Genomic DNA, 20,433 nt, shown 5'->3' with positions numbered 1-20,433 from the left:
AACGGTGTCCGCCCACATCGGGTCGAGGGCGGCTCCAAGCACCAATCCTTGCCCATGCCCACACGAATTCTCATTGTTCGCACGTCCTCTTTGGGCGACCTCGTCCACATGCTGCCGGCGATCACGGATATCGCCCGGCATGTGCCAGACGCACAGATCGACTGGGTCGTCGAAGAGGCGTTTGCCGAGATCCCCTCGTGGCATCCCGCCGTCAATGAAATCATCAAGGTCGCGCACCGCCGCTGGCGCAAGTCCTGGTGGTCCGCGCAGGTACGGGCCGAGCGCCGCGCGCTGCGCGAGCGCCTGCGCGCCGTGCGCTACGACGTCGTCCTGGACATGCAGGCCCTGCTGAAATCGGCGTGGCTGGTGCGCCAGACGCAGGGCGTCAAGCACGGCCTGGACTGGCGGTCGGCGCGCGAACCCCTGGCCTCGCTGTTCTACAACGTGCGCCATCGCGTCGAGTTCTGGCAGCCCGCCGTGATCCGCCAGCGCAAGCTGGCCGGGCTGACCTTCGGCTACCAGCACGCCGGCCTGCCGGATTTCGGATTGCAGGCGTTCGCCCGCCAGGCCACGCAGGCGCCCGAACCGGTCCTGGAAGTGGGCAGCGGCGGCCTGAACACCACCGAACTGCCCCGGCTGCACCACCTGGACACCGACCGCGGCTACGCGGTGATCATGCCGTCGGCCAGCCGCGACGACAAACTGTGGCCCGAAGAGGACTGGCGCGCGGTGTTCCGCCGCCTGCGCGAGGCCGGCTGCATGTTGAAGCTGCTTGCCGGCAATGACCAGGAGGCCGAGCGCGCCCGCCTGCTGGTGGCCGGCATGGACGGCGCCGAGGTCATGCCCCGCATGGATTTGTCCGCGGTGGCCAAGCTGCTGGCCGGCGCGCGCCTCATGGTGGGACTGGACAGCGGCCTGACGCACCTTTCCGCCGCGCTGGGCCGCCCGACCATCGGCATCTACCGCGCCTCCACGCCCGTGCGCACCCCTCTGGTCGGGTCCAACTACACCGCCAGCCTGGGCGACCGCGGCGCCTCGCCGTCGCGCGAGGCCGTCATGGCCTCGGTCGAGCAGGCGCTGGCCGCGCAGTGACATGAACCGCGGCGTCTATACGCTCGCGCTCCGGGCCCTCGCGCCCCTGATCTGGCTGTGGATGGCCCATCGCGCCCGGCGCGCGGGCGGCCGCTGGGAAATCTTTTCCCCCGAGCGTTTCGGGCGTTCGGAATCTCCTTCTTCATTGACCGACCCAGTCTGGGTGCATGCCGTCAGTCTGGGCGAGACCCGGGCCGCGCAACCGCTGCTCAATGCGATGCTGGAGCGCGGTCTGCCTATATTGCTGACCCATGTGACGGCGACCGGCCGCGCCGAGGGTGAACGGCTGTTCGGTGACGCCATAGCCCGGGGCCAGCTTCGCCAGGCCTGGCTGCCCTACGATTTTCCCGGCGCGACCCGCCGCTTCATGGCGGCGCATCGGCCGCGCTGCGGGCTGTTGATGGAACGCGAGATCTGGCCCAACCTGCTGGCCGCTGCGCGCGACGCAAATGTGCCCATGGCCCTGGTGAGCGCCCGCTATTCCGAATCGTCGCTGCGGCAGGCGCGCCGGATGGGCGGCGTGATGCGCGAAGCGCTGGCGCGGCTGGACATGGTGCTGGCGCAGACGGCGGAAGATGCTGGCCGGCTGGCCCAGGCGGGCGCGCCCGCGGCCGTGGTGACCGGCAATCTCAAGTTCGACCTGGTCCTGCCGCACGCGCAGGTGGAGGAAGGAAGGGCATGGCGCGCGCAGCTTGGCCGGTGCATCGTCGCCGTGGCCAGCACGCGCGAGGGCGAGGACAGTCTGTTCATCGAAGCGATCAAGCGTCACGCCGCCGCGCCGGGAGCACCACTATTCCTGTTGATCCCACGCCATCCCCAGCGCTTTGACGAAGCCGCTCGGATGCTGTCGGACTCCGGGCTTGGTTTCGCCCGCCGCTCGGCGGGCACGGTGCCACGCCCCGAAGCTGCCGTGCTGCTGGGTGACACGCTGGGTGAAATGGCCTTCTATTACGCGGCTTCCGACGTGGCGATCGTGGCGGGCAGCTTTGCGCCGCTGGGCGGCCAGAACCTCATCGAGGCTTGCGCCGCAGGCGTGCCCGTCATCGTCGGACCGCACACGTTCAACTTCAAGCAGGCGGCCGAGGATGCCATCGAAGCGGGCGCTGTCTCGCGCGCCGCCGATCCCGGTCAAGCGGTCGACATGGCGATGGCCTTTCTGCAGGATGAGCCGCGGCGGCAGCAGACCAGCCGGGCCGCGCGGACGTGGTTCGACCAGCACGCGGGGGCGACGGCGCGGACGATGGCTGCCCTGGAACCCTGGCTGGACCGGGGCCGCTAAGGCGACTTGCGCGGAACCAACGTGACCGCGCCAGAATTCAATTCCTGGCTGAAGCGCCGCGGGTCCCGGCCTTCGTCTTCGGGCCTGGCGCCGAGCCAGCCCTGTCCCAGCGCATAGACGCCCAGGTTCGCAAGCAGAATCAGGATCAATAGCACGCGCATGCCGGGCCTGCGTCAGGGATGAGGGGTCAGCGTGGCGCGCGCGACGGCGGCCAGCCCGTCGAGCACGGGGTGGTCCAGGTAGACCGGCACCGGCGCCGCGCCGAACGCGCCGCCCGCGTCGGCGAGCAACCGTTCGATCTCCTGGTGGACCTCGGGCCATCCGCCGCCGGCCGCGTAGATCTGCGGGGTCTGGCCGTAGCGCTGGCGGCCCGCCAGCCATTGGCGCACCACGGCGCCGGCCTGGGCGGCGGCGATGCCGGAGGCGATGGCCTCGTGCGTGTCCGTGGGGTAGGGCACGACCTGGCCGTTGGCGATGGGCAGGTTGGCCGTGCCATGGGCCAGCGAGGTGCGCATCATGGCCGGGCCCGGCAGGATCAGGCCGCCCGCGAAGACGTTGTCGGGTCCGACGGTGTCGATGGTGGTCGCGGTGCCGAAGCTGGCCAGCACGAAGGGCGGGTGGGTGCCCGGCAGGCGCGACAGCACGCCCAGCAGCGAGGCCCAGCGGTCCGCGCCCAACTGGGTGGGGTTGCGATAGCTGTTGACCAGGCCCAGCGTCGTGGCCTGCGATGGCGACCACGTCACCGCGCAGCCGCGTTTTTGCAGGATGGCCGCGATGGCATCGCCGCGCGCCGCGCCGGCCACGTTCACGCCCAGCGCGCGCCGCGGCGCTTGAGGCAAGCCCGCCACCCAGCTGTCCAGCGCGTCCAGGTCCAGGCCGTCGAACGCGACGACCGCGGGTTCGCGCGGCATGTCCGGATTGCTGGCGTCCAGCCAACCCACTTTGAGGCGGCTGTTGCCGGAGTCGATGAGAATAATCATGCTTGGCGTCGAATCGAAATTTCACCGACCGAGATCGGTGTGGCGCCTTCGGGCGTCTGCACCAGCAGGCGGCCTTGCTCGTCCACGCCACAGGCGGTTCCGCTGAGAAGAATAGCGTCCTTGTCCAGCACGTTCACCTTGCGGCCCGCCAGCGCGTCGACCTGGTCGAAACGCTGCCGGAAGGCGCCGAAGCCTTCGCGCTCGAGCGTGCGCACCGCGTCGTGCCACGCCGTGGCGCTGGCGCAGACCAGGTCGGCGGCGGCCGCGGCGTGCGCGGACGCGGCCTGCACCTGGGTCCAATCGGCGACCTCGCGGCCCAGCGCGCGCGACAGTTCGGGGGCATCGACGAGATTGACGCCCATGCCGATCACCACGGTGTAGCCGGCGTCGCGGCCGCCGGGGTTGCGGGTGGTCTCGACCAGGATGCCCGCCAGCTTGGCGTCGTGCCATTGCACGTCGTTGGGCCATTTCATGCACAGCGCGCGCGCATCGCGGCCGGCAACGGCGCGCAGGGCTTCGCACGCGGCCACGCCGGCCAGCGGCGACAGCGCCGCCAGTTGCATGGCGGGCAGGTGCACGTCGAACGCGCACGAGAACATGAGCGTGGAGCCCGAGCGGTTCTGCCAGGGACGGCCGGCGCGGCCGCGGCCGGTTTCCTGCAGGTGCGTGCCCAGCAGCCATGGCTTGCCCGGGCCGGCCCCCGACCGCGTGCGGGCAAGCAGGTCGGCGTTGGTCGATCCGGTGCTGGCGGTCCAGGCGATGTCCTGGAAGGCGGGCAGGCGGTCGCCCAGCGTCCGGGCGAGGATTTCCGGGGCGGGCAGGTCGATGGGGCGGACTTGGTCGAGCATGGCGGCGATTGTAGGGCACGCGGGCCGCGCTCGCGGCCGCGCAGCCCCTGCGTATATGATTGACGACACATTTTGCATCGATAACCGGACGACATGCCGCATTCCGCCTTGCTTGCGACCGCCGCCGCGCCTTTTCGCCACGAGGGCGGGGTTTGCCACGTCGGCGGCGACTGGAGCGTGCTGGCGCTGGCCGAGCCGGGCGAGGTCGAACGCCGGCGCGCGGCGCTGGGCCGGGCGGCCCAGGCCGGCGCGCGCTGGGACATGCACGGCATCGACCGGCTGGATACGATCGGCGCGCTGATCATCTGGCAGGCCTGGGGCGAGAAACTGCCCGAGCGCGTGCGCTGGGGCGCCGGACAGCAGGACGTCTTCAACGCCCTGGCGATGAACAAGGGCGAGGCGCTGACCGCGGCGCCCAGGCCCGAGACCTGGGCGTGGGTGCGCGCCATGGGCGGCGGAATCCTGCGGGCGGCCGAAAACGGCAAGGCCCTGCTCATCATGCTGGGCCAGTTGGTGCTGGACGTGGGCGCGATGCTGCGCCGGCCGCGGCTGGGGCCGTGGCGCGAGATCTCGGCGCAGGTGTACCGCACCGGCGCGCAGGCGCTGGGCATCACCGCGCTGGTGGGCTTTCTGATCGGCGTGGTGCTGTCCTACCTGTCTGCGCAGCAACTCCAAATGTTTGGCGCGGACCGCTTCATCGTGCGCCTGCTGGGCGTATCCATCGTGCGCGAACTGGGCCCGGTGCTGGCGGCCATCCTGGTGGCGGGCCGCTCCGGTTCGGCCATCACGGCGCAGATCGGCGTCATGCGGGTCACGCAGGAGCTGGACGCCATGCTGGTCATGGGCATCTCGCACGGGCAGCGCCTGATCCTGCCGCGCGTGGTGGCGCTGGCGGTCACCATGCCCCTGCTGGTGCTGTGGACCAGCGCCATGGCGCTGCTGGGCGGCATGCTGGCCGCGCAGGCGCAGCTTGGCGTGTCCGCGCAGTGGTTCCTGCAGTCGCTGCCCGACGCCATCACCCTGACCAATTACTGGATCGGCATGCTCAAGGGCGTGACCTTCGGCATCCTGATCGCGCTCATCGCCTGCCACTTCGGCCTGCGCATCCAGCCCAACACCGAGAGCCTGGGCCGCGGCACCACCACCTCGGTGGTCACCTCGATCACCGGCGTCATCCTGCTCGACGCGGTGTACGCGGTCATCTTCAGCACGGTGGGCATCTGATGAACAACGCCACCCAGAATCGGCTGTTCACCGAAGAAGGCGTCACCGTCGAGCCGGTCATCACCGTGCGGGGCCTGCGCACCGCCTTCGGCGACCACGTCGTGCATGACAACCTGGACCTGACCGTGTTCCCCGGAGAAATCCTGGTGCTGGTTGGCGGCTCGGGCACGGGCAAGACGGTGCTGCTGCGCCAGATCATCGGGCTGGACGTGCCGGCGGCGGGCACCGTGAAGGTGCTGGGCCACACGCTGTCCGAACTGACGCCCGGCGAACGCCGCCGGCTGTCATACCGGTGGGGCATGCTGTTCCAGGCCGGCGCGCTTTTCTCCGCGCTGTCGGTATTCGACAATGTGGCCTTGCCCCTGCGGGAACTGCGCACGGTGCCCGAGGACCTGGTGCGCGACGTCGTCATGTGCCGGCTGGCCATGGTGGGCCTGTCGTCGCGCGACGCCGACAAGCGCCCGTCCGACCTGTCCGGCGGCATGGTCAAGCGCGTGGCGCTCGCGCGCGCGCTGTCGCTGGACCCGGAATTGCTGTTCCTGGACGAGCCCACGGCCGGGCTCGATCCGCTGCGATCCGACGAGTTCGTGGACCTGGTGCGCAGCCTGCACCGGCAGCTCGGCTTTACCGTCGTCATGGTGACGCACGACCTGGACACGCTGCTGGCGCTGGCCACGCGCGTCGCGGTGCTGGCGGAAAAGCGGGTGATCATTTGCGACACGGTGCCTGAAGTGCTGAAGTTCGATCACCCGTTCATTCATACGTTCTTCCTGGGCGAGCGCGGCCTGCGCGCGCTGGGGGACTTGGCACCGAAGGGAATGCAACATGGAAAACCGTAGTCATGCGCTCATGGCCGGCATCTTCACGCTGGTCCTGCTGGCCGCAGCGGTATTGACGGCCATCCTGATCGGCCGCGACCGGACGCAGTTGCAGCCATACGAGATCATCTCGGCCACGGCCGTCAGCGGCCTGAATCCGCAATCGGCCGTGCGCTACCAGGGGGTGCCCGTGGGCCGGGTGCAGTCGCTCGCGCTCAATCCCAACAAGCCGGGCCAGGTGCGCATCCGCATCGGCGTGGCTCCCAATACGCCCATCACCGAATCGACGTGGGCCGAACTGGGCGTGCAGGGGGTGACCGGCATGGCCAACGTGGATCTGCGCGACGACGGCTCCTCGCTCAAGCGCCTGACCTCCACCGCCGAGAATCCGGCCGCCATTCCGCTGCGGCCCGGCTTCCTGGACCGCGTGGAGCAGCGCGGCGACAAGCTGATTTCCAACGTCGAGGTCGCCACCGAGCAATTGAAGCGCGTGCTCAGCGAACAGAACGTGCAGGCGCTCACCGCCAGCCTGCAGAACGCCACCGATATCTCGCAATCCCTGAAAGAGGCCAGCCGCACCCTGACGCCGACGCTGGCCAAGCTCGGGCCGCTCATGGAGTCGCTGGACCGCACCTCGCGCCAGGCCGACCGCGCCGCCCGCGAAATCGGCGACCTGGCCCAGCAGGCCCGCCAGTCGCTGGCGCGCCTGAATGCGCCGGACGGCCCGCTGGCTGTGGCCACGCGCAGCCTCAACGACATCGCCCTGGCCGCCGCGCGCCTGGATGGCGAGACCCTGCCGGCGATCACCGGCATGGCGACGGACGTCGGCGCGGCCGCGCGCGGCGCCACCAATACCCTGCGCCGTGTGGACAGCACGCCGCAATCGTTCCTGTTCGGTCCCGCGCCCATGGCGCCGGGACCCGGCGAACCCGGCTTTGCCGGATTCGGGAGATAGCCGAAATGAAGATGCGCAGCGCCCTCCTTATCCTGACCCTGACCCTGGCGGGCTGCGGTATCGGCCGCGTCGACGCGCCGCCCAAGGTGTTCGACCTGGGGCTGGACGCCAGGCCCGTGCCCGCCTTGCCGGCGCGCGACCCGATTGCGCTGACGTTCCAGTCCGCGCCCGGCCTGTCGGACACCGGCATGATCTGGCGCGTGGGCGACAGCGCCGCGCCGCGGTCCTACGCGACGTATCGCTGGGCCGCGTCGCCCGCCGACCTGGTGCGCCAGCGCATCGTTGACCGCCTGTCGCGCCAGGGCCCGGTGCTCAACGATCGCGTCACCTTGCAGACGCCGCAGTTGCAGCTATCGCTGGCGCAGTTCGAACAGGTCTTCACCGAAGACGGGCAGTCCAGCCAGGGGCGCATCCTGTTGCAGGCCGTGCTGCTGAACGGCCGCGCCGTGGTGGACCAGAAGCGCATCCTGGTGACGGCGCCCGCGCCCACGCAGGACGCCGAAGGCGGCGTCGCGGCCCTGCGCGAGGCCACCGACCAGGCCAGCGACCAGCTCGCGCAATGGCTCGGCGCCACGCTGGCAGCGCCGGCGCAGGCGGCCCGCACGAGATGAGCGGTTAACATCGTTCCTTTTTCCGCACGCTGAGTCACGCCATGTCCGCACGCACTGAAACCCACGCTTTCGTCGGCGCCGCCGGCCGCATCGACTGCGCCATCGACTGGCCCGCCGGATCGCCGCGCGGATGGGCGCTGGTGCTGCATCCGCATCCGTTGCAGGGCGGCGCGCGCGAGAACAAGGTGGTCACGACGCTGTCGCGCGCGTGCGTGCAGCACGGGCTGGTGGCGGTGCGGCCCAACTTCCGTGGCGTGGGCCAGTCCGAAGGCGAGTTCGACAAATCCGTGGGCGAAACCCAGGACATGCTGGCCGTCGTGGCGCAGATGCGCGAACGCCATCCCGAACTGGCGCAGGCGCCTTGGGTGCTCGCGGGCTTTTCGTTCGGCACGGCCGTCGCGGCGCAGACTTACGCCGCGTTGGCCGAGCAGGGCGAGCCCGTCCTGCCGTCGGCCCTGATGCTGATGGGCCCCGCCGTCAACCGCTTTCAGTCGCACGAAGTGCAAGTCCCCGACGACACGCTCATGGTGCACGGCGAAGAGGACGAGGTGGTGCCGCTGTCCGAGGCCATGGACTGGGCGCGTCCGCGCTCGATCCCTGTCGTGGTGGTGCCGGGCGCCTCGCACTTCTTTCACGGAAAGCTGCTCGTGCTGCGCCAATTGGTGCAGGCTCGCCTGAAGGTCGCGCTGGACTGAACGGTCCGCGCGGCACGCCGCAGGTTGCATCAGGTTGCATGTTTTAGGCGCGCGGGGAACCCCGCGTGGCCGGGATGGGTCTGATCGACTGCCTATAATTGTCAGCCACTTGCCCCGCGCCGGCGGGCGTCATTCCTGGACCCACGTTGCCGATGAAGAAATTGCCTCACTCCGCTCAATCCCCCGTTGTCTTTACCCGCCGCCTCGTTTCAGGCGCCGTGTTGTCGGCGATGCTGGCGGCCTCCATGCCGGCTTGGGCGCAGCAGGCGCCCGCCACTCCCGCCGCCGCGCCGGCCGCGACGGCCCCGGCCCCCACGCCTGCGGGCGCGATCCCTGTCGGCGACGTGTCGGCCGTCCCGGCGCCCACGATCGCGGCCAAGGCCTGGATCGTCGTCGATGTGAACAGCGGCCAGACGCTGGCTGCTTCCAATCCCGACATGAAGGTCGAGCCGGCTTCGCTCACCAAGATCATGACGGCGTATGTGGTCTTCAACGCGCTGGAAGAAAAGCGCCTGACGCTTGAACAGACGGTCCCGGTGTCCGAACACGCCTGGCGCACCGGCGGTTCGCGCATGTTCATCGAGCCGCGCAAGCCGGTCACCGTGGATGAACTGAACCAGGGCATGATCGTGCAGTCCGGCAACGATGCGTCCGTGGCGCTGGCCGAGGCCGTGGGCGGCAGCGAGTCCGCCTTCGCCGCCTTGATGAACCAGGAGGCCGAGCGCCTGGGCATGAAGAACACGCACTTCATGAACGCCACCGGCCTGCCCGACCCGCAGCACATGACGTCCGTGCGCGACCTCGCCACGATGTCCGCCCACCTGATCACCGATCACCCGGACTACTTCCACTACTACAAGCAGAAAAGCTACACGTACAACAAGATCACGCAGCCCAACCGCAACCGCCTGCTGTGGGCCGATCCCTCGGTCGACGGCATGAAGACCGGCCACACCGAATCGGCCGGCTACTGCCTCGTGTCGACGGCCGTGCGCGGCGACCGCCGCATCCTCGTGGTCGTGGTGGGCACCGACAGCGAAGCCACGCGCGCAGAAGAAAGCCTGAAGCTCCTGAACTGGAGCTTCCAGAACTTCGACACGGTCAAGCTGTTCGACAAGAGCCAGCCCGGCATCGACGCCCGCGTCTGGGAAGGCACCGCCGAAAACGTCAAGCTCGGCCCGCCCAACCCCGTTTCCATCGCCGTGCCGCGCGGCAAGGCCGGCGAACTCAAGCCGGTCGCGCAGCGCACCGATCCGCTGATTGCGCCGCTGGCCAAGGGCCAGCAGGTCGGCACGCTGCAATTCACGCTGGACGGCAAGGTGCTGCGCACCGAACCGCTGGTGGTGCAGGACGCCGTCGAGCGCGCCGGCTTCTTCGGCCGCATGGTCGACACCGTCAAGCGCTGGTTCCAGTAAATCGGACACCGCGGCCCCTGCCGCGGGTGTAAGCTAGCAGCGGGCGTTTCGTGCGCGAAACGCCCGTTTTGCATTCTTCGGGGGCGGGTCGGGCGGCTCGTCCCTGTTCCATTTCAAATTCAGGAGTGCCTCATGATTCCGGGCGTGCCGGGCGAAAGCCAGGTGTATCTCAACGGTGAATTCCTGCGCGTGGACGAGGCCAAGGTCTCCGTCCTGGACCGCGGCTTCATTTTCGGCGACGGCATCTACGAAGTCGTCCCCGTGTACCAAGGCAATGCATTCCGCATGGCCGAACACCTCGACCGTCTCGACCGCAGCCTGGCCGCCTTGCGCATCGCGCAGCCGTTCGACCGCAGCGGGTGGATCGACCTGATCCAGCAATTGCTGGACCGTTCCAACCTGGAAACCTGCATCGTGTACCTGCAGGTGACGCGCGGCGTGGCCAAGCGCGACCACCAGTTCCCGTCGCCCGCCGTGCCCCCGACGGTGTTCGGCATGATCTCGGCCTGGGCGCCGCCGGCGGCCGCGCAGCGCGCCCAGGGCCTGTCCGCGATCAGCATCCCCGACGAGCGCTGGCTGCACTGCGAAATCAAGTCCGTCTCGCTGCTGGGCAATGTGCTGGCCAAGCAGCAGGCGGTGGACGCCCACGTCGACGAAGTCCTGCAGTTCCGCGACGGCTACCTGACCGAAGGTTCCTCCACCAACATCTGGGTCGTCTCGGGCGGCAAGCTGCTGGCCCCGCCCAAGAACAACCTGATCCTCGAGGGCATCCGCTACGGGCTGATGGGCGAACTGGCCGCCGAGGCCGGCATCCCGTTCGAAGCGCGCCGCATCTCGCAGCAAGAAGTGGAGCAGGCCGACGAACTGATGCTGTCGTCCGCCACCAAGGAAGTGCTGGCCATCGTCTCGCTGGACGGCAAACCCGTGGGAACCGGCAAGCCCGGCCCTGTTTTTGAGCAATTGCGTGCGGGTTATGATGCCCGCATCGCCGCGCTGTAGTCCCGGCGCGGGGCGGCCCCGGGGCCGCCCGCCCGGCGCCCGCCGGCCCTTGCCGGCGCGCCGCTTGCCCCCATATAAGAACATTCAGGGGCAACTCTTTTTAGGCACATCATGCATATTCCGCCCGAAGATTCTTTGATCGAATATCCCAGCGACTTTCCCATCAAGGTCATGGGCAAGCATCATCCCGAATTCGCGCAAACGCTGACCGAGGTCGTGCTGCAGTTCGATCCGGGATTCGACGCCGCGACCGTGGAAATGCGCCCCAGCAAGGGGGGCAACTACCTGGGACTGACCTTCACCGTGCGCGCGACCTCCCGCGAGCAGCTCGACGCCCTGTATCGGGCGCTGCATGGCCACCCCATGGTGTCCATCGTCCTGTAAGGCAAGATCGCCGTGATCAAGTGGCTCGCGCGGCCGGTGGACTACCTGCCGGTCTGGCAGGACATGCAGGCCTACACCAGCCAGCGCGACGCCGACACGCCGGATGAAATCTGGCTGTGCGAGCACACGCCGGTCTATACGCTGGGCCAGGCCGGCCTGCCCCAGCATGTGCTCAACCCCGGCAACATCCCCATCGTCCATTGCGACCGAGGCGGCCAGGTGACCTACCACGGCCCAGGCCAGGTCATGGCCTATGCGCTGTTCGACCTGCGCCGCGCCGACATGTACGTCAAGGAATACGTCGCCTTGCTGGAATCCGCCGTCATCGACACGCTGGCTCGGTTCGGCGTGAGCGGCGCCTGTCGCAAGCCGGGCGCGCCCGGCGTCTACGTGCCCGACCCCGCCGGCGGCGAACTCGCCAAGATCGCGGCCCTGGGCATCAAGATCCGCAATGGCAGGGCTTATCACGGCGTGTCGCTGAACGTCGAGATGGATCTTGCGCCATTCCTCGGCATCAACCCCTGCGGCTACGAAGGGCTGCGCACCGTCGACATGGCGGCCTGTGGCGCGCGCTGCTCGCCCACCGAGGCGGGCGACGCGCTGGCCCAGAACCTGGCGCAGGCATGGCGTCGTCGAAGGAACCCGAATTGAAGACCTACACCGCGGCCGAGGTCGCCGCCACCACGCCCGAACAGCTCGCGCGCCTGCGCGAATCCGGCCCGCCCGAGGAATACGCCGCGTGGATCCACACCGCGGCCGAATTGGGCCTGACCGAGGCCCAGACGATCTACGGGCAGATGCTGCTGGACGGCGTGGGCGTCGAACGCCAGCCCGCGGAGGGACTGGCGTGGTTCAAGCGCGCCGCCCATGCCGATCACCCCATGGCCATCAACATGGTGGGACGCTGCTACGAAAACGGATGGGGCGTGCCGGCCGACGACACCGTCGCGGCGTACTGGTTTCGCCGGGCCGCCGATGCCGGGCTCGACTGGGGCCTGTACAACTATGCCCACATGCTGCGCAGCGGGCGCGGCGGCGTCACGCAGAACCCCGCCGCGGCGCTGGCCCTGTACCAGCAGGCCGCGCAGGCGGGCCACGTGAAGTCCATCGGCGTGGTCGGCCGCTACTACGAGGCGGGCGACGAGATCCCGCAGGACATGGCGCGCGCGTTCGACTGCTACCAGCGCTGCGCCGAAGGCGGCGACTTCCGGGGCATGTTCCACCTGGGCCGCCTGCTGCTCCTGCAAGGCAAAAAGGAAGAAGCCGTCCAATGGCTCGTCCGCGTGCCCGAAACCGCCACGCCGGCCTTCCTGAAGGAAGCCAACGGCATGCTGCAGGACTGCGGCTTTCCGGCGCTGTATGAGGCCGGCGCGTAGCGCGGCTCAGGTGCTCAGCCGCGCCTCGAACACCACTTCCAGCATGTCGCGCTGGCCGGGCCCACGTTCGCCGTCCAGCCGGTCCAGCAGCAACTGACCCGCACGCCGGCCCAGGTCGGCGGCGTCCACGCCCAGCGTCGTCAGCCCCTGCACCCATTGCACGGCGCTGCCGTCGTCCGTGAATCCCAGCACCGCCAGGTCCTGCGGCACATGCAGGTCGCGATTGTGGGCCTCCGACACGGCGGCGGCGGCCAGCAGGTCGGACGTGCAGAACACGGCATCGAAGATCGTATTGGTGGCCAGCAGGCGCAAAAAGGCCATGCGGCCGTCGTTCATGTGCTGGACCTCGGGCTGCACGATGTCCGCGACCAGCTCCAGCCCCAGCGCGGCGGCGCCGTGGATGAAGCCCTCGCGCCGGGCGCGTTCCCACGGATTGTCGGCGCTGACGCAGGCGACCCTGGGGTGGCGCTTGTCGGCCAGGTGCCGGGCGGCCAGGCGGCCGGCCTCGGCGTTGTCGATCGCCACGGCACTGTCCAGCGTCTGCGGGGACGCGCTCCAGGTCTCGACGACCGGAATCTCCATCGCGGTGAGCGCGGCGCGCAGCGCGGCGTCCTCCAGCGGCCCGATGACCAGGGCCGCGGCGGGGCGCAAGGCCTCCAGCAGGGGCAGCGTCCCGGCGTCCTGCCAGGGCGCCGCCGCCAGGAAATAGCCGGCGGGAGCGAGCCGTTCGCCGCAGGCCTGGAGGGCGCGGGCGGTCGGGCCGGCATCCAGACGGGCGGCAATCACGGCGACGGGGGCAGGCGAGGGCAGGGCGGGCATGGAAAAGTCGGGAAATACGCCAGGCCAGACGATAACCCAGGCCCGCGGGCTGCCGGGGGGGCAATCGGGCGGACGATCGGGCGGCGGATCGGGCCGCGAAGGGTAAAATGCCCTTTTTCTCCCAGACCCGGCCGTCCTGCGCGCCGGTCATGAAGGTGTCCCATGTCTACGCTCGCCGAGTCTCCTGTGCCCTCGAACGAATCCGCCGCCGCGCCCGCGGACGCGGTCTACGATCCGACGCAAAAGCAGAAATCGCAGGCCAAGACGGCGCGCATCCCCATCAAGATCATTCCGGCCGAACGCCTGAAGAAGCCCGAATGGATCCGCGTGAAGGCCGCCGCGCCCGGTTCGCGCTTCTACGACATCAAGCGCATCCTGCGCGAGCACAACCTGCACACGGTCTGCGAAGAGGCGTCCTGCCCGAACATCGGCGAATGCTTCGGCAAGGGCACGGCCACCTTCATGATCATGGGCGACAAGTGCACGCGCCGCTGCCCGTTCTGTGACGTGGGCCACGGCCGGCCCGACCCCCTGGACACCAAAGAACCCGAGAACCTGGCGCGCACCATCGCCGCCATGAAGCTGTCGTACGTGGTGATCACCTCGGTCGACCGCGACGACCTGCGCGATGGCGGCGCCGGCCACTTCGTGGATTGCATCACCCATATCCGCGAGCTGTCGCCCACCACCCGCATCGAGGTGCTGGTGCCCGACTTCCGCGGCCGCCTGGACCGCGCGCTGACCATCCTGAACGCCGGCCCCCCCGACGTCATGAACCACAACCTGGAAACCGTGCCGCGTTTGTACAAGCAGGCGCGTCCGGGTTCGGACTACATGCACTCATTGAAGCTGCTGGCCGAGTTCAAGAAGCTGCATCCGGAAGTGCCCACCAAGTCCGGCCTCATGCTGGGCCTGGGCGAGACCGACGAAGAAATCCTGCAGGTGATGCGCGACATGCGCGAGCACAACGTCGACATGATCACCATCGGCCAGTACCTGCAGCCGTCGGAGCATCACTTGCCGGTGCTGCGCTACGTGCACCCGGACACGTTCGCAATGTTCGAACGCGAGGCGTATGCCATGGGGTTCTCGCATGCGGCGGTGGGCGCGATGGTGCGGTCTTCGTACCATGCGGATGAACAGGCGCATGCGGCTGGGGTGAATTGATCAACCCCTCAATCCAAGCCTCGGTGAATCGTCCCTCCTAGATGATGCCGAACAGCGGCATATCGCTGCAGCCGGGCGGCCGAAAACCCTGTGTCAAGCGCCGGCGGCATCGCTGTTGACTCCGCGTCCGCGCGGACTGGGGCGCTGCCCGCAGCGAGTTTTGTGGCCGCCAGACGCCCACATTCAATGCTTTTCATCTCCGGCCATTTGGACCTACCAGGTCTGCCAAGTTCGGCCCCATCGCTCACCCTGCCAGCGCACTCTTCAAAGGCATGAGCATCTCCTGAACCGACTTGGCGGCCATCGGTTCCTTCAAAAGTTCATCAAGTAACTGCTCAGCAAGGGGCGGGTGGCGCTTGCTTGCTGGGCGGCTTGACGGCCGTCAGGTTGCGTGCCATGGCCCGTCTTCTGAAAATCCGTACTCCGGTTGCACATAAACCTCCAGATTTCTGCGTCAGACGAAGTGTCTGGGTATTGCCGAATACGTCGACCCGGGCCGAGACACATGGGTGAGCGGTATTTCCTATTCAGCGGTCTTTTCATGGTGGACGGAGTCCTTTACTGCGCCATCCATGACATTTGCGGTAGCAAATTTGGCCTGTTTTGATATTGCCTTGGGTAATACATTCGTCCAACATCGAGCTTGGTGCCCGATATGGCGGAACGCCATCAGGTTTTTCGCCAGGTTTAAAAGCCTTTAATTTTTAGAGCGCTTCAAGGCAGGTCTGAGCGTTCTATGGGGAATTGAATGGCCTATTTTCCGATTTTCATTTCGGTTGTGTTTGTCGTGCGCAACCAATCTAAGTTTATTGAAAAAATTCTGACAGACGCTGAATCCTGCGTCGCCCCTCTGGTTAGTGATTATGAAATCATCGTCGTTGATAATGCTTCCAGCGATGACAGCGTATGCGTTCTTAAAGAACTGACAAGCGAGCGGGGCCTCCCGAATCTGCAGATATACGCTTTGACCAAGGAGGTGGATGCGGACACTGCCTCTTGGGCGGGGCTGGAAAATGCGCTGGGTGACTTCGTCGTCGTCATCGATCCCCTGACTGACAGCGTTGAATTTTTGCGTGAAATGCTTGAAAAGGCAGTGAATGGCGCAGACGTCGTGTTCGCCAATAATCAACGTAGATCGCCCCAATCGTTAGCCTATCGGTCGTCATACGCCGTGTTCAATGGACTCTACAAGCGCTTCAATGGAATTCACTTGGCCAACGAGGCGCCACAATATCGCGTGCTGAGTAAGAGAGTCGTCAACTTCATCCTTCAGCATTCTCAGCCTGCGACGACCTATCGCCATCTGCCCGCAACGGGCGGATTCGCGCGCGTGAATCTGATTTACAGCGCAGAGCCCAAAATCGTGCACACGAAACGGTTAGGCGAAAGTGTGGACCGCGGCATGCGGTTGATGGTATCCAGTACGCGAGCGCCGATGCGCATCGTCACGTCCTTATCCTTGTTCGGCGCTGTTGCCAACCTCTTGTATTCATTCTATGTCGTCGTGGTCGGGCTCCTCAAGACGAATATCGCGCCTGGTTGGGTCAGTCTTTCCTTGCAGCAATCTGGGATGTTCTTCCTGATTTCTCTCGTCCTCCTCGTACTTGGCGAATACATCCTGCATATGGTCAGCCTTTCGAATGAGGGGCCTCTTTATCATGTTGGGCAGGAGTTCACCAGCGCTCGCATGACCCGGCGTGAAAAACTGAACGTCGAAGAAGTGGCGATGGTGGCGGAAAACGTTCTGGACGATGGATCCGCGCGGATCAGTAAATGCAAAACATAGATAGTCACTATGATGCCGTGATCATCGGAGGCGGATTTTACGGCGCCGCAATAGCGATCTACCTCGCCAAGCGTCGAGGTTTCAAGCGCGTCCTGCTCGCGGAACGCGAATCTGCAATCCTTCAACGTGCGTCATACAACAATCAAGCGCGCGTTCACAACGGCTATCATTATCCTCGCAGCTTTACGACCGCATATCGAAGCCGTGTCAATCTGCCAAGATTCGTCCTTGACTGGCCTGATGCGGTAACGCAAGATTTCACAAAGCTCTATGCCATTGCGCGCCGCAATTCAAAAGTCACCGCCAGACAGTTCGATCGCTTTTGTCGCGAGATTGGTGCGAGCATTCAGCCGGCAGAACCTTCGCTCCGAGCCTTGTTTGAGCCGGGCTTGATCGAGGATGTGTTCCTGGTAAAAGAATATGCGTTTGATGCGACCAAGTTAGCCAATTGGGCAGCAAGGGAGCTGCAGGATTGTGGAGTACGAATCCGCCTCCAAACCTGCGCGACCGCGATTTCCAAAGGACCAAACCAGTCATTGCAGGTGGCCTTGACCCATGCGGACGCGTCTGAAGAATTGCTCAACAGCCAGTATGTCTTCAACTGTACCTATAGCGCCTTGAATCAGTTCGGCGGCGACTTTCCTGGCACGCGGACCCGCCTGAAGCAGGAGATCACCGAAATGGCGCTGGTGGAGGCTCCTGCTCCGCTTTCCGGCCTGGGCATCACAGTCATGGACGGACCATTCTTCTCATTGATGCCATTCCCTGCTCGGGGGCTGCACACCCTTTCGCATGTGCGTTATACGCCTCACATGCACTGGAACGATGAACGGGGTGTCAATCCGTACCAGAGGTTGGGTGAGTATGAACGCGCTTCGCGAGTCGATCGCATGGTTCGGGACGTGGGCCGCTATATGCCGGCGATACTTGACGCCAGGTATGTCGAGTCGATGTTCGAGATAAAGACTGTATTGATGAAGAACGAGGGTGACGATGGCAGACCGATTCTATTTGAAAAGCATTTGAAATTGCCGGGGTGCTTTTCTGTGCTGGGCGGCAAGATCGACAACATTTATGACGTTCTTGAGAAATTGGATGCGGAAGATCTCGCATTCTCGACGGGAGCGAAGCGCGGTGCATCCGGAGCAATGACATGAACAACGCGTTGATTGGCTATTCAGGATTCGTGGGATCCACACTTCTTAAGCAAGCATCTTTTGCATCGCTTTATCGTTCCAACAACATCGGCGATATAGAGATGAAATCGTTCGACATGGTTGCGTGCGCCGGCGCGCCAGCGCAGAAGTGGATCGCAAACCGCGACCCCGAGGCAGATCTAAAACAAATAGAAGAACTGATTGCGCGCCTTGAAACTGTTCGGTGCAAGACCTTTGTTCTAATAAGTACCGTGGACGTATTCAAAGAGCCCGTGGCTGTAAATGAAGAGACTCCGGTGGATGAGTCAGGGCTTCACCCCTACGGATTCCATCGTCGGTTGCTCGAAAAGTATGTCGAATCTCAGTTCTCAAGCCATCTTATAGTGCGCCTCCCCGGGCTTGTAGGTCCAGGATTGCGGAAAAACGTCATTTACGACCTACTAAACTCGAACAATTTGCACTTGATCGAGAGTCGGGGGGTGTTCCAGTTCTACCCAATGGTAAACCTCTGGTACGACATTCAAATCGCGCTACAGGCCGGCTTAAAGCTCATTCATCTCACTGCCGCACCAATCAGCGTGGCTGAAGCCTCAAAACAGGGCTTCGGAAAGACGTTCGATAACCAGTTGCCCGGCGTGCCGGCCAGCTACGATATGAGAACCATCCACGCTCAGGCCTTCGAGGGGGATGGTCCTTATCAATACTCTGCTTGTGACACCATTCAGGCGATCAGGTCCTATGCGCAATCCGAGCCATTAGCGGACAGAGCCGCTTCGGGCGTGCAATCATGAGGCTCGCCATCTCCAATATTGCGTGGGAGACCACGGAAGATGAGGCGATCGCGGGTTTGCTTCACCGCTTCGGTATCGATGCCATCGATGTCGCTCCAGGCAAGTACTTCGCCCAGCCTCAAACGGCGGCTGATGATGACATCGCTCGCGTGAGAGCGTGGTGGGCCGACCGCGGCATCGAACTCACGGGCATGCAAGCGCTGCTGTTTGGTACCACGGGTTTGAATGTGTTTGGCACCCCAGGATCCCAGGAGGCGATGCTCCGTCACCTTGCAGCGGTATGCCGGATCGGAGCGGGCCTGGGGGCAGGGCGAATCGTCTTTGGTTCGCCCAAGAACAGGGACCGTTCAGGGCTGAACGACCAAGAAGCCATGGAAGTCGCGATGTCCTTTTTCAGCCGGCTAGGGGATATTGCTGATTACCACGGAGTGGTCATCTGCTTGGAGCCCAATCCGACGTGTTATGGCGCCAACTTTATGACCTCTTGCGCTGAAACGCTGCAAGTCGTGCAGCAGTTGGGCCACAAAGCTATTGGGATGCAGTTCGACACAGGAGCGCTCGCCGTCAATGGGGAGGACGCTTTGGCAGTTCTTCAGAAGTGCTCGGCCCATGTGTGCCACGTTCACGCGAGCGAGCCAGGGTTGGTACCACTGGGGGACGGTGGGGTCGACCATGCCAAGATGGCTGCTGCGTTGAATAAATATCTGCCCGATCACCTCGTCTCCATCGAAATGCTGGCAACCAAGAACGAAGCGCACCTAACGTCGATTGAGCGCGCTCTGGATGTGGCGATACAGCACTACCGAGTCAAGAGTATTGGGGTTCAAGGATGAAGTGGATCGTCTTGATTCTTGGCATCGCAGCGAACGCGTCCGCTAGCGTGTTGATTAAGATAGCCATGCTGCCACCCCGAAAATTTCCGTCCTTAAGCGCGCCGATGGCTGCGTTGCAGAATTGGCCTTTTTGGCTGGGACTCGGTCTTTATGGCGTGGCTTTCCTGCTCTACGCCGCGGCGTTGGCCCGCTTGCCACTCAACGTGGCCCATCCCGTGCTGACCGCCGGAGCGATCGCTACGGTAGCCCTATGCTCGGCAGCGATATTCCGAGAGGCGTTCCCATGGACGACCGCGGTTGGTATTGCATTGGTGATCGCCGGTGTTGCACTTATAACGGCCCGGGTGGGCTAAGGCAGCGGAAGCGCAATGAAATCCAATATTTCCCCAGCCGTCCGCGCGGGCTGGCAAGTTCCGACCTACGAAACGCAGTTATGGCGCGGACGCCGACATTCCTGGTGCGTTGCAATTCCCGTTATTAACGAAGGAGGCCGAATCAATAGCCTGCTGTCCAAGATGGCGGATCAAAGGATTGACGATTTTGCAGATATCATCATCGTCGACGGTGGAAGCACTGATGGATCGCTGCAAATCGACTCGCTGCAACGGCAGGGTGTTCGTGGGCTTTTGGTCAAAACCGGGCCGGGGCAGCTGAGCTCACAACTCCGCTGTGTGTATGCATTTGCGCTCGATCAGGGTTACGAAGGCATCATCAGCATCGATGGAAACGACAAGGATGATCCGGAGGCCATTCCTCGTTTCATCGAGGCGCTTGAGCAAGAAGTTGATTTCGTCCAGGCCTCGCGATTTATACCGGGAGGCAGAGCGGAAAATACGCCAAAATCACGCGATTTCGCGATTCGCCATATCCATGCTCCACTGCTGAGTCTGTTCTCTGGCTTTAAGTGGACCGATACCACACAGGGGTTTCGCGCCTACAGCAGGCGAATGCTCCTCGATCCCAGAGTCGCGCCATTTCGTGATGTCTTCACGACGTATGAATTGCTGGCGTATTTGTCGCATCGCGTTCCGAAACTTGGATATCGCTGCCTGGAGATCCCGACAATCCGGCGTTATCCAAAAGGAGAGGTGCCCACAAAAATAACAAGTTTTAAAGGCAACCTAAAGGTCCTGACAATTCTATTGCGCGCATGCCTGAATTTGTACGCCCCGCGATGATGTGAGGGGAAGCAGAGTGGTTACTG

23 protein-coding genes are annotated in these 20,433 nt (G+C 65.0%); 19 read left to right on the top strand and 4 right to left on the bottom strand.

Annotation, left to right across the window (positions count from 1 at the left end):
• The first annotated feature begins 54 nt into the window (after positions 1-54).
• Entirely contained in the window at positions 55-1,092 is a 1,038-nt protein-coding gene (waaC, locus tag BMW75_RS11730; protein WP_076518384.1) for a lipopolysaccharide heptosyltransferase I, read from the top strand.
• A gap of 1 nt (position 1,093) precedes the next feature.
• Complete coding sequence (locus tag BMW75_RS11725; RefSeq protein ID WP_092579450.1) at positions 1,094-2,371, top strand: 3-deoxy-D-manno-octulosonic acid transferase; 1,278 nt, start codon at positions 1,094-1,096, stop codon at positions 2,369-2,371.
• On the opposite strand, the gene BMW75_RS29450 is transcribed toward BMW75_RS11725, so the two are convergent.
• From BMW75_RS29450 to BMW75_RS11710, 3 genes are read right to left on the bottom strand one after another with little or no spacing between them, the layout of a single operon-like run.
• On the bottom strand, positions 2,368-2,532 hold the full coding sequence (locus tag BMW75_RS29450) for a hypothetical protein (RefSeq protein WP_092579448.1): 165 nt from the start codon (positions 2,530-2,532) through the stop codon (positions 2,368-2,370). The two genes, BMW75_RS11725 and BMW75_RS29450, sit on opposite strands and share 4 nt — an antisense overlap.
• A 12-nt stretch (positions 2,533-2,544) precedes the next feature.
• The gene (locus BMW75_RS11715) at positions 2,545-3,351 is read right to left on the bottom strand and encodes a type III pantothenate kinase (RefSeq protein WP_092579446.1); all 807 of its coding nucleotides are present in this window, start codon (positions 3,349-3,351) and stop codon (positions 2,545-2,547) included.
• A complete protein-coding gene (locus tag BMW75_RS11710; RefSeq protein WP_092579444.1) occupies positions 3,348-4,199 on the bottom strand; it encodes a biotin--[acetyl-CoA-carboxylase] ligase in 852 nt (283 codons plus the stop codon). Before BMW75_RS11710 ends, BMW75_RS11715 begins: the two co-directional genes overlap by 4 nt.
• A 93-nt stretch (positions 4,200-4,292) precedes the next feature.
• On the opposite strand from BMW75_RS11710, the gene BMW75_RS11705 reads away from it, so the two are divergent.
• The 10 genes from BMW75_RS11705 to BMW75_RS11660 all read left to right on the top strand — a co-directional run bounded on the left by BMW75_RS11705 (position 4,293) and on the right by BMW75_RS11660 (position 12,676).
• Positions 4,293-5,423 (top strand): MlaE family ABC transporter permease, encoded by a 1,131-nt coding sequence (locus BMW75_RS11705; protein WP_092579442.1) that lies wholly within the window; start codon positions 4,293-4,295, stop codon positions 5,421-5,423.
• Entirely contained in the window at positions 5,423-6,262 is an 840-nt protein-coding gene (locus BMW75_RS11700; RefSeq protein ID WP_092579440.1) for an ABC transporter ATP-binding protein, read from the top strand. Before BMW75_RS11705 ends, BMW75_RS11700 begins: the two co-directional genes overlap by 1 nt.
• Entirely contained in the window at positions 6,249-7,196 is a 948-nt protein-coding gene (locus BMW75_RS11695; RefSeq protein ID WP_175493151.1) for an MlaD family protein, read from the top strand. Before BMW75_RS11700 ends, BMW75_RS11695 begins: the two co-directional genes overlap by 14 nt.
• A gap of 5 nt (positions 7,197-7,201) precedes the next feature.
• Positions 7,202-7,807 carry an ABC-type transport auxiliary lipoprotein family protein gene (locus tag BMW75_RS11690; RefSeq protein ID WP_092579436.1) on the top strand — a complete coding sequence of 202 codons (606 nt, stop codon included), beginning with the start codon at positions 7,202-7,204 and terminating at the stop codon, positions 7,805-7,807.
• Between the two features lie 41 nt (positions 7,808-7,848).
• Positions 7,849-8,502 carry an alpha/beta hydrolase gene (locus tag BMW75_RS11685; RefSeq protein ID WP_076518395.1) on the top strand — a complete coding sequence of 218 codons (654 nt, stop codon included), beginning with the start codon at positions 7,849-7,851 and terminating at the stop codon, positions 8,500-8,502.
• Between the two features lie 152 nt (positions 8,503-8,654).
• A complete protein-coding gene (locus tag BMW75_RS11680) occupies positions 8,655-9,917 on the top strand; it encodes a D-alanyl-D-alanine carboxypeptidase family protein (RefSeq protein WP_092579434.1) in 1,263 nt (420 codons plus the stop codon).
• A gap of 132 nt (positions 9,918-10,049) precedes the next feature.
• Positions 10,050-10,916 carry a D-amino acid aminotransferase gene (locus BMW75_RS11675; RefSeq protein WP_092579432.1) on the top strand — a complete coding sequence of 289 codons (867 nt, stop codon included), beginning with the start codon at positions 10,050-10,052 and terminating at the stop codon, positions 10,914-10,916.
• A gap of 111 nt (positions 10,917-11,027) precedes the next feature.
• Positions 11,028-11,300: a YbeD family protein gene (locus BMW75_RS11670; protein ID WP_076518397.1), complete on the top strand. Its 273-nt coding sequence runs from the start codon at positions 11,028-11,030 to the stop codon at positions 11,298-11,300.
• 12 nt (positions 11,301-11,312) lie between these two features.
• Positions 11,313-11,951: a lipoyl(octanoyl) transferase LipB gene (gene lipB / locus BMW75_RS11665; protein ID WP_092579430.1), complete on the top strand. Its 639-nt coding sequence runs from the start codon at positions 11,313-11,315 to the stop codon at positions 11,949-11,951.
• Complete coding sequence (locus BMW75_RS11660) at positions 11,948-12,676, top strand: tetratricopeptide repeat protein (protein WP_092579428.1); 729 nt, start codon at positions 11,948-11,950, stop codon at positions 12,674-12,676. The genes lipB and BMW75_RS11660 overlap by 4 nt, the downstream gene beginning before the upstream one ends.
• Positions 12,677-12,682: 6 nt before the next feature.
• On the opposite strand, the gene BMW75_RS11655 is transcribed toward BMW75_RS11660, so the two are convergent.
• Positions 12,683-13,495, bottom strand: a complete 813-nt coding sequence (locus tag BMW75_RS11655) for a substrate-binding domain-containing protein (RefSeq protein WP_092579426.1) — start codon at positions 13,493-13,495, stop codon at positions 12,683-12,685.
• A 162-nt stretch (positions 13,496-13,657) separates the two neighbouring features.
• On the opposite strand from BMW75_RS11655, the gene lipA reads away from it, so the two are divergent.
• The 7 genes from lipA to BMW75_RS11620 all read left to right on the top strand — a co-directional run bounded on the left by lipA (position 13,658) and on the right by BMW75_RS11620 (position 20,407).
• The gene (gene lipA, locus BMW75_RS11650; protein WP_076518402.1) at positions 13,658-14,662 is read left to right on the top strand and encodes a lipoyl synthase; all 1,005 of its coding nucleotides are present in this window, start codon (positions 13,658-13,660) and stop codon (positions 14,660-14,662) included.
• A gap of 748 nt (positions 14,663-15,410) precedes the next feature.
• Positions 15,411-16,448 carry a glycosyltransferase gene (locus BMW75_RS11645; RefSeq protein WP_092579424.1) on the top strand — a complete coding sequence of 346 codons (1,038 nt, stop codon included), beginning with the start codon at positions 15,411-15,413 and terminating at the stop codon, positions 16,446-16,448.
• Positions 16,436-17,605 (top strand): NAD(P)/FAD-dependent oxidoreductase, encoded by a 1,170-nt coding sequence (locus BMW75_RS11640; protein WP_092579422.1) that lies wholly within the window; start codon positions 16,436-16,438, stop codon positions 17,603-17,605. The genes BMW75_RS11645 and BMW75_RS11640 overlap by 13 nt, the downstream gene beginning before the upstream one ends.
• Complete coding sequence (locus BMW75_RS11635) at positions 17,602-18,396, top strand: NAD-dependent epimerase/dehydratase family protein (RefSeq protein ID WP_092579420.1); 795 nt, start codon at positions 17,602-17,604, stop codon at positions 18,394-18,396. The genes BMW75_RS11640 and BMW75_RS11635 overlap by 4 nt, the downstream gene beginning before the upstream one ends.
• Positions 18,393-19,229, top strand: a complete 837-nt coding sequence (locus tag BMW75_RS11630) for a sugar phosphate isomerase/epimerase family protein (RefSeq protein WP_092579418.1) — start codon at positions 18,393-18,395, stop codon at positions 19,227-19,229. The genes BMW75_RS11635 and BMW75_RS11630 overlap by 4 nt, the downstream gene beginning before the upstream one ends.
• On the top strand, positions 19,226-19,582 hold the full coding sequence (locus tag BMW75_RS11625) for a DMT family transporter (protein WP_092579416.1): 357 nt from the start codon (positions 19,226-19,228) through the stop codon (positions 19,580-19,582). Before BMW75_RS11630 ends, BMW75_RS11625 begins: the two co-directional genes overlap by 4 nt.
• A 15-nt stretch (positions 19,583-19,597) precedes the next feature.
• The gene (locus tag BMW75_RS11620; protein WP_092579414.1) at positions 19,598-20,407 is read left to right on the top strand and encodes a glycosyltransferase family 2 protein; all 810 of its coding nucleotides are present in this window, start codon (positions 19,598-19,600) and stop codon (positions 20,405-20,407) included.
• The last annotated feature ends 26 nt before the right edge of the window (positions 20,408-20,433 follow it).

Source organism: Achromobacter sp. NFACC18-2, from assembly GCF_900108985.1.
In the GTDB taxonomy this organism is placed as follows: Bacteria; Pseudomonadota; Gammaproteobacteria; order Burkholderiales; family Burkholderiaceae_B; genus Achromobacter.
Note: the sequence above shows the minus strand (reverse complement) of the source record. Positions and strands in the feature narration are given on the sequence as shown.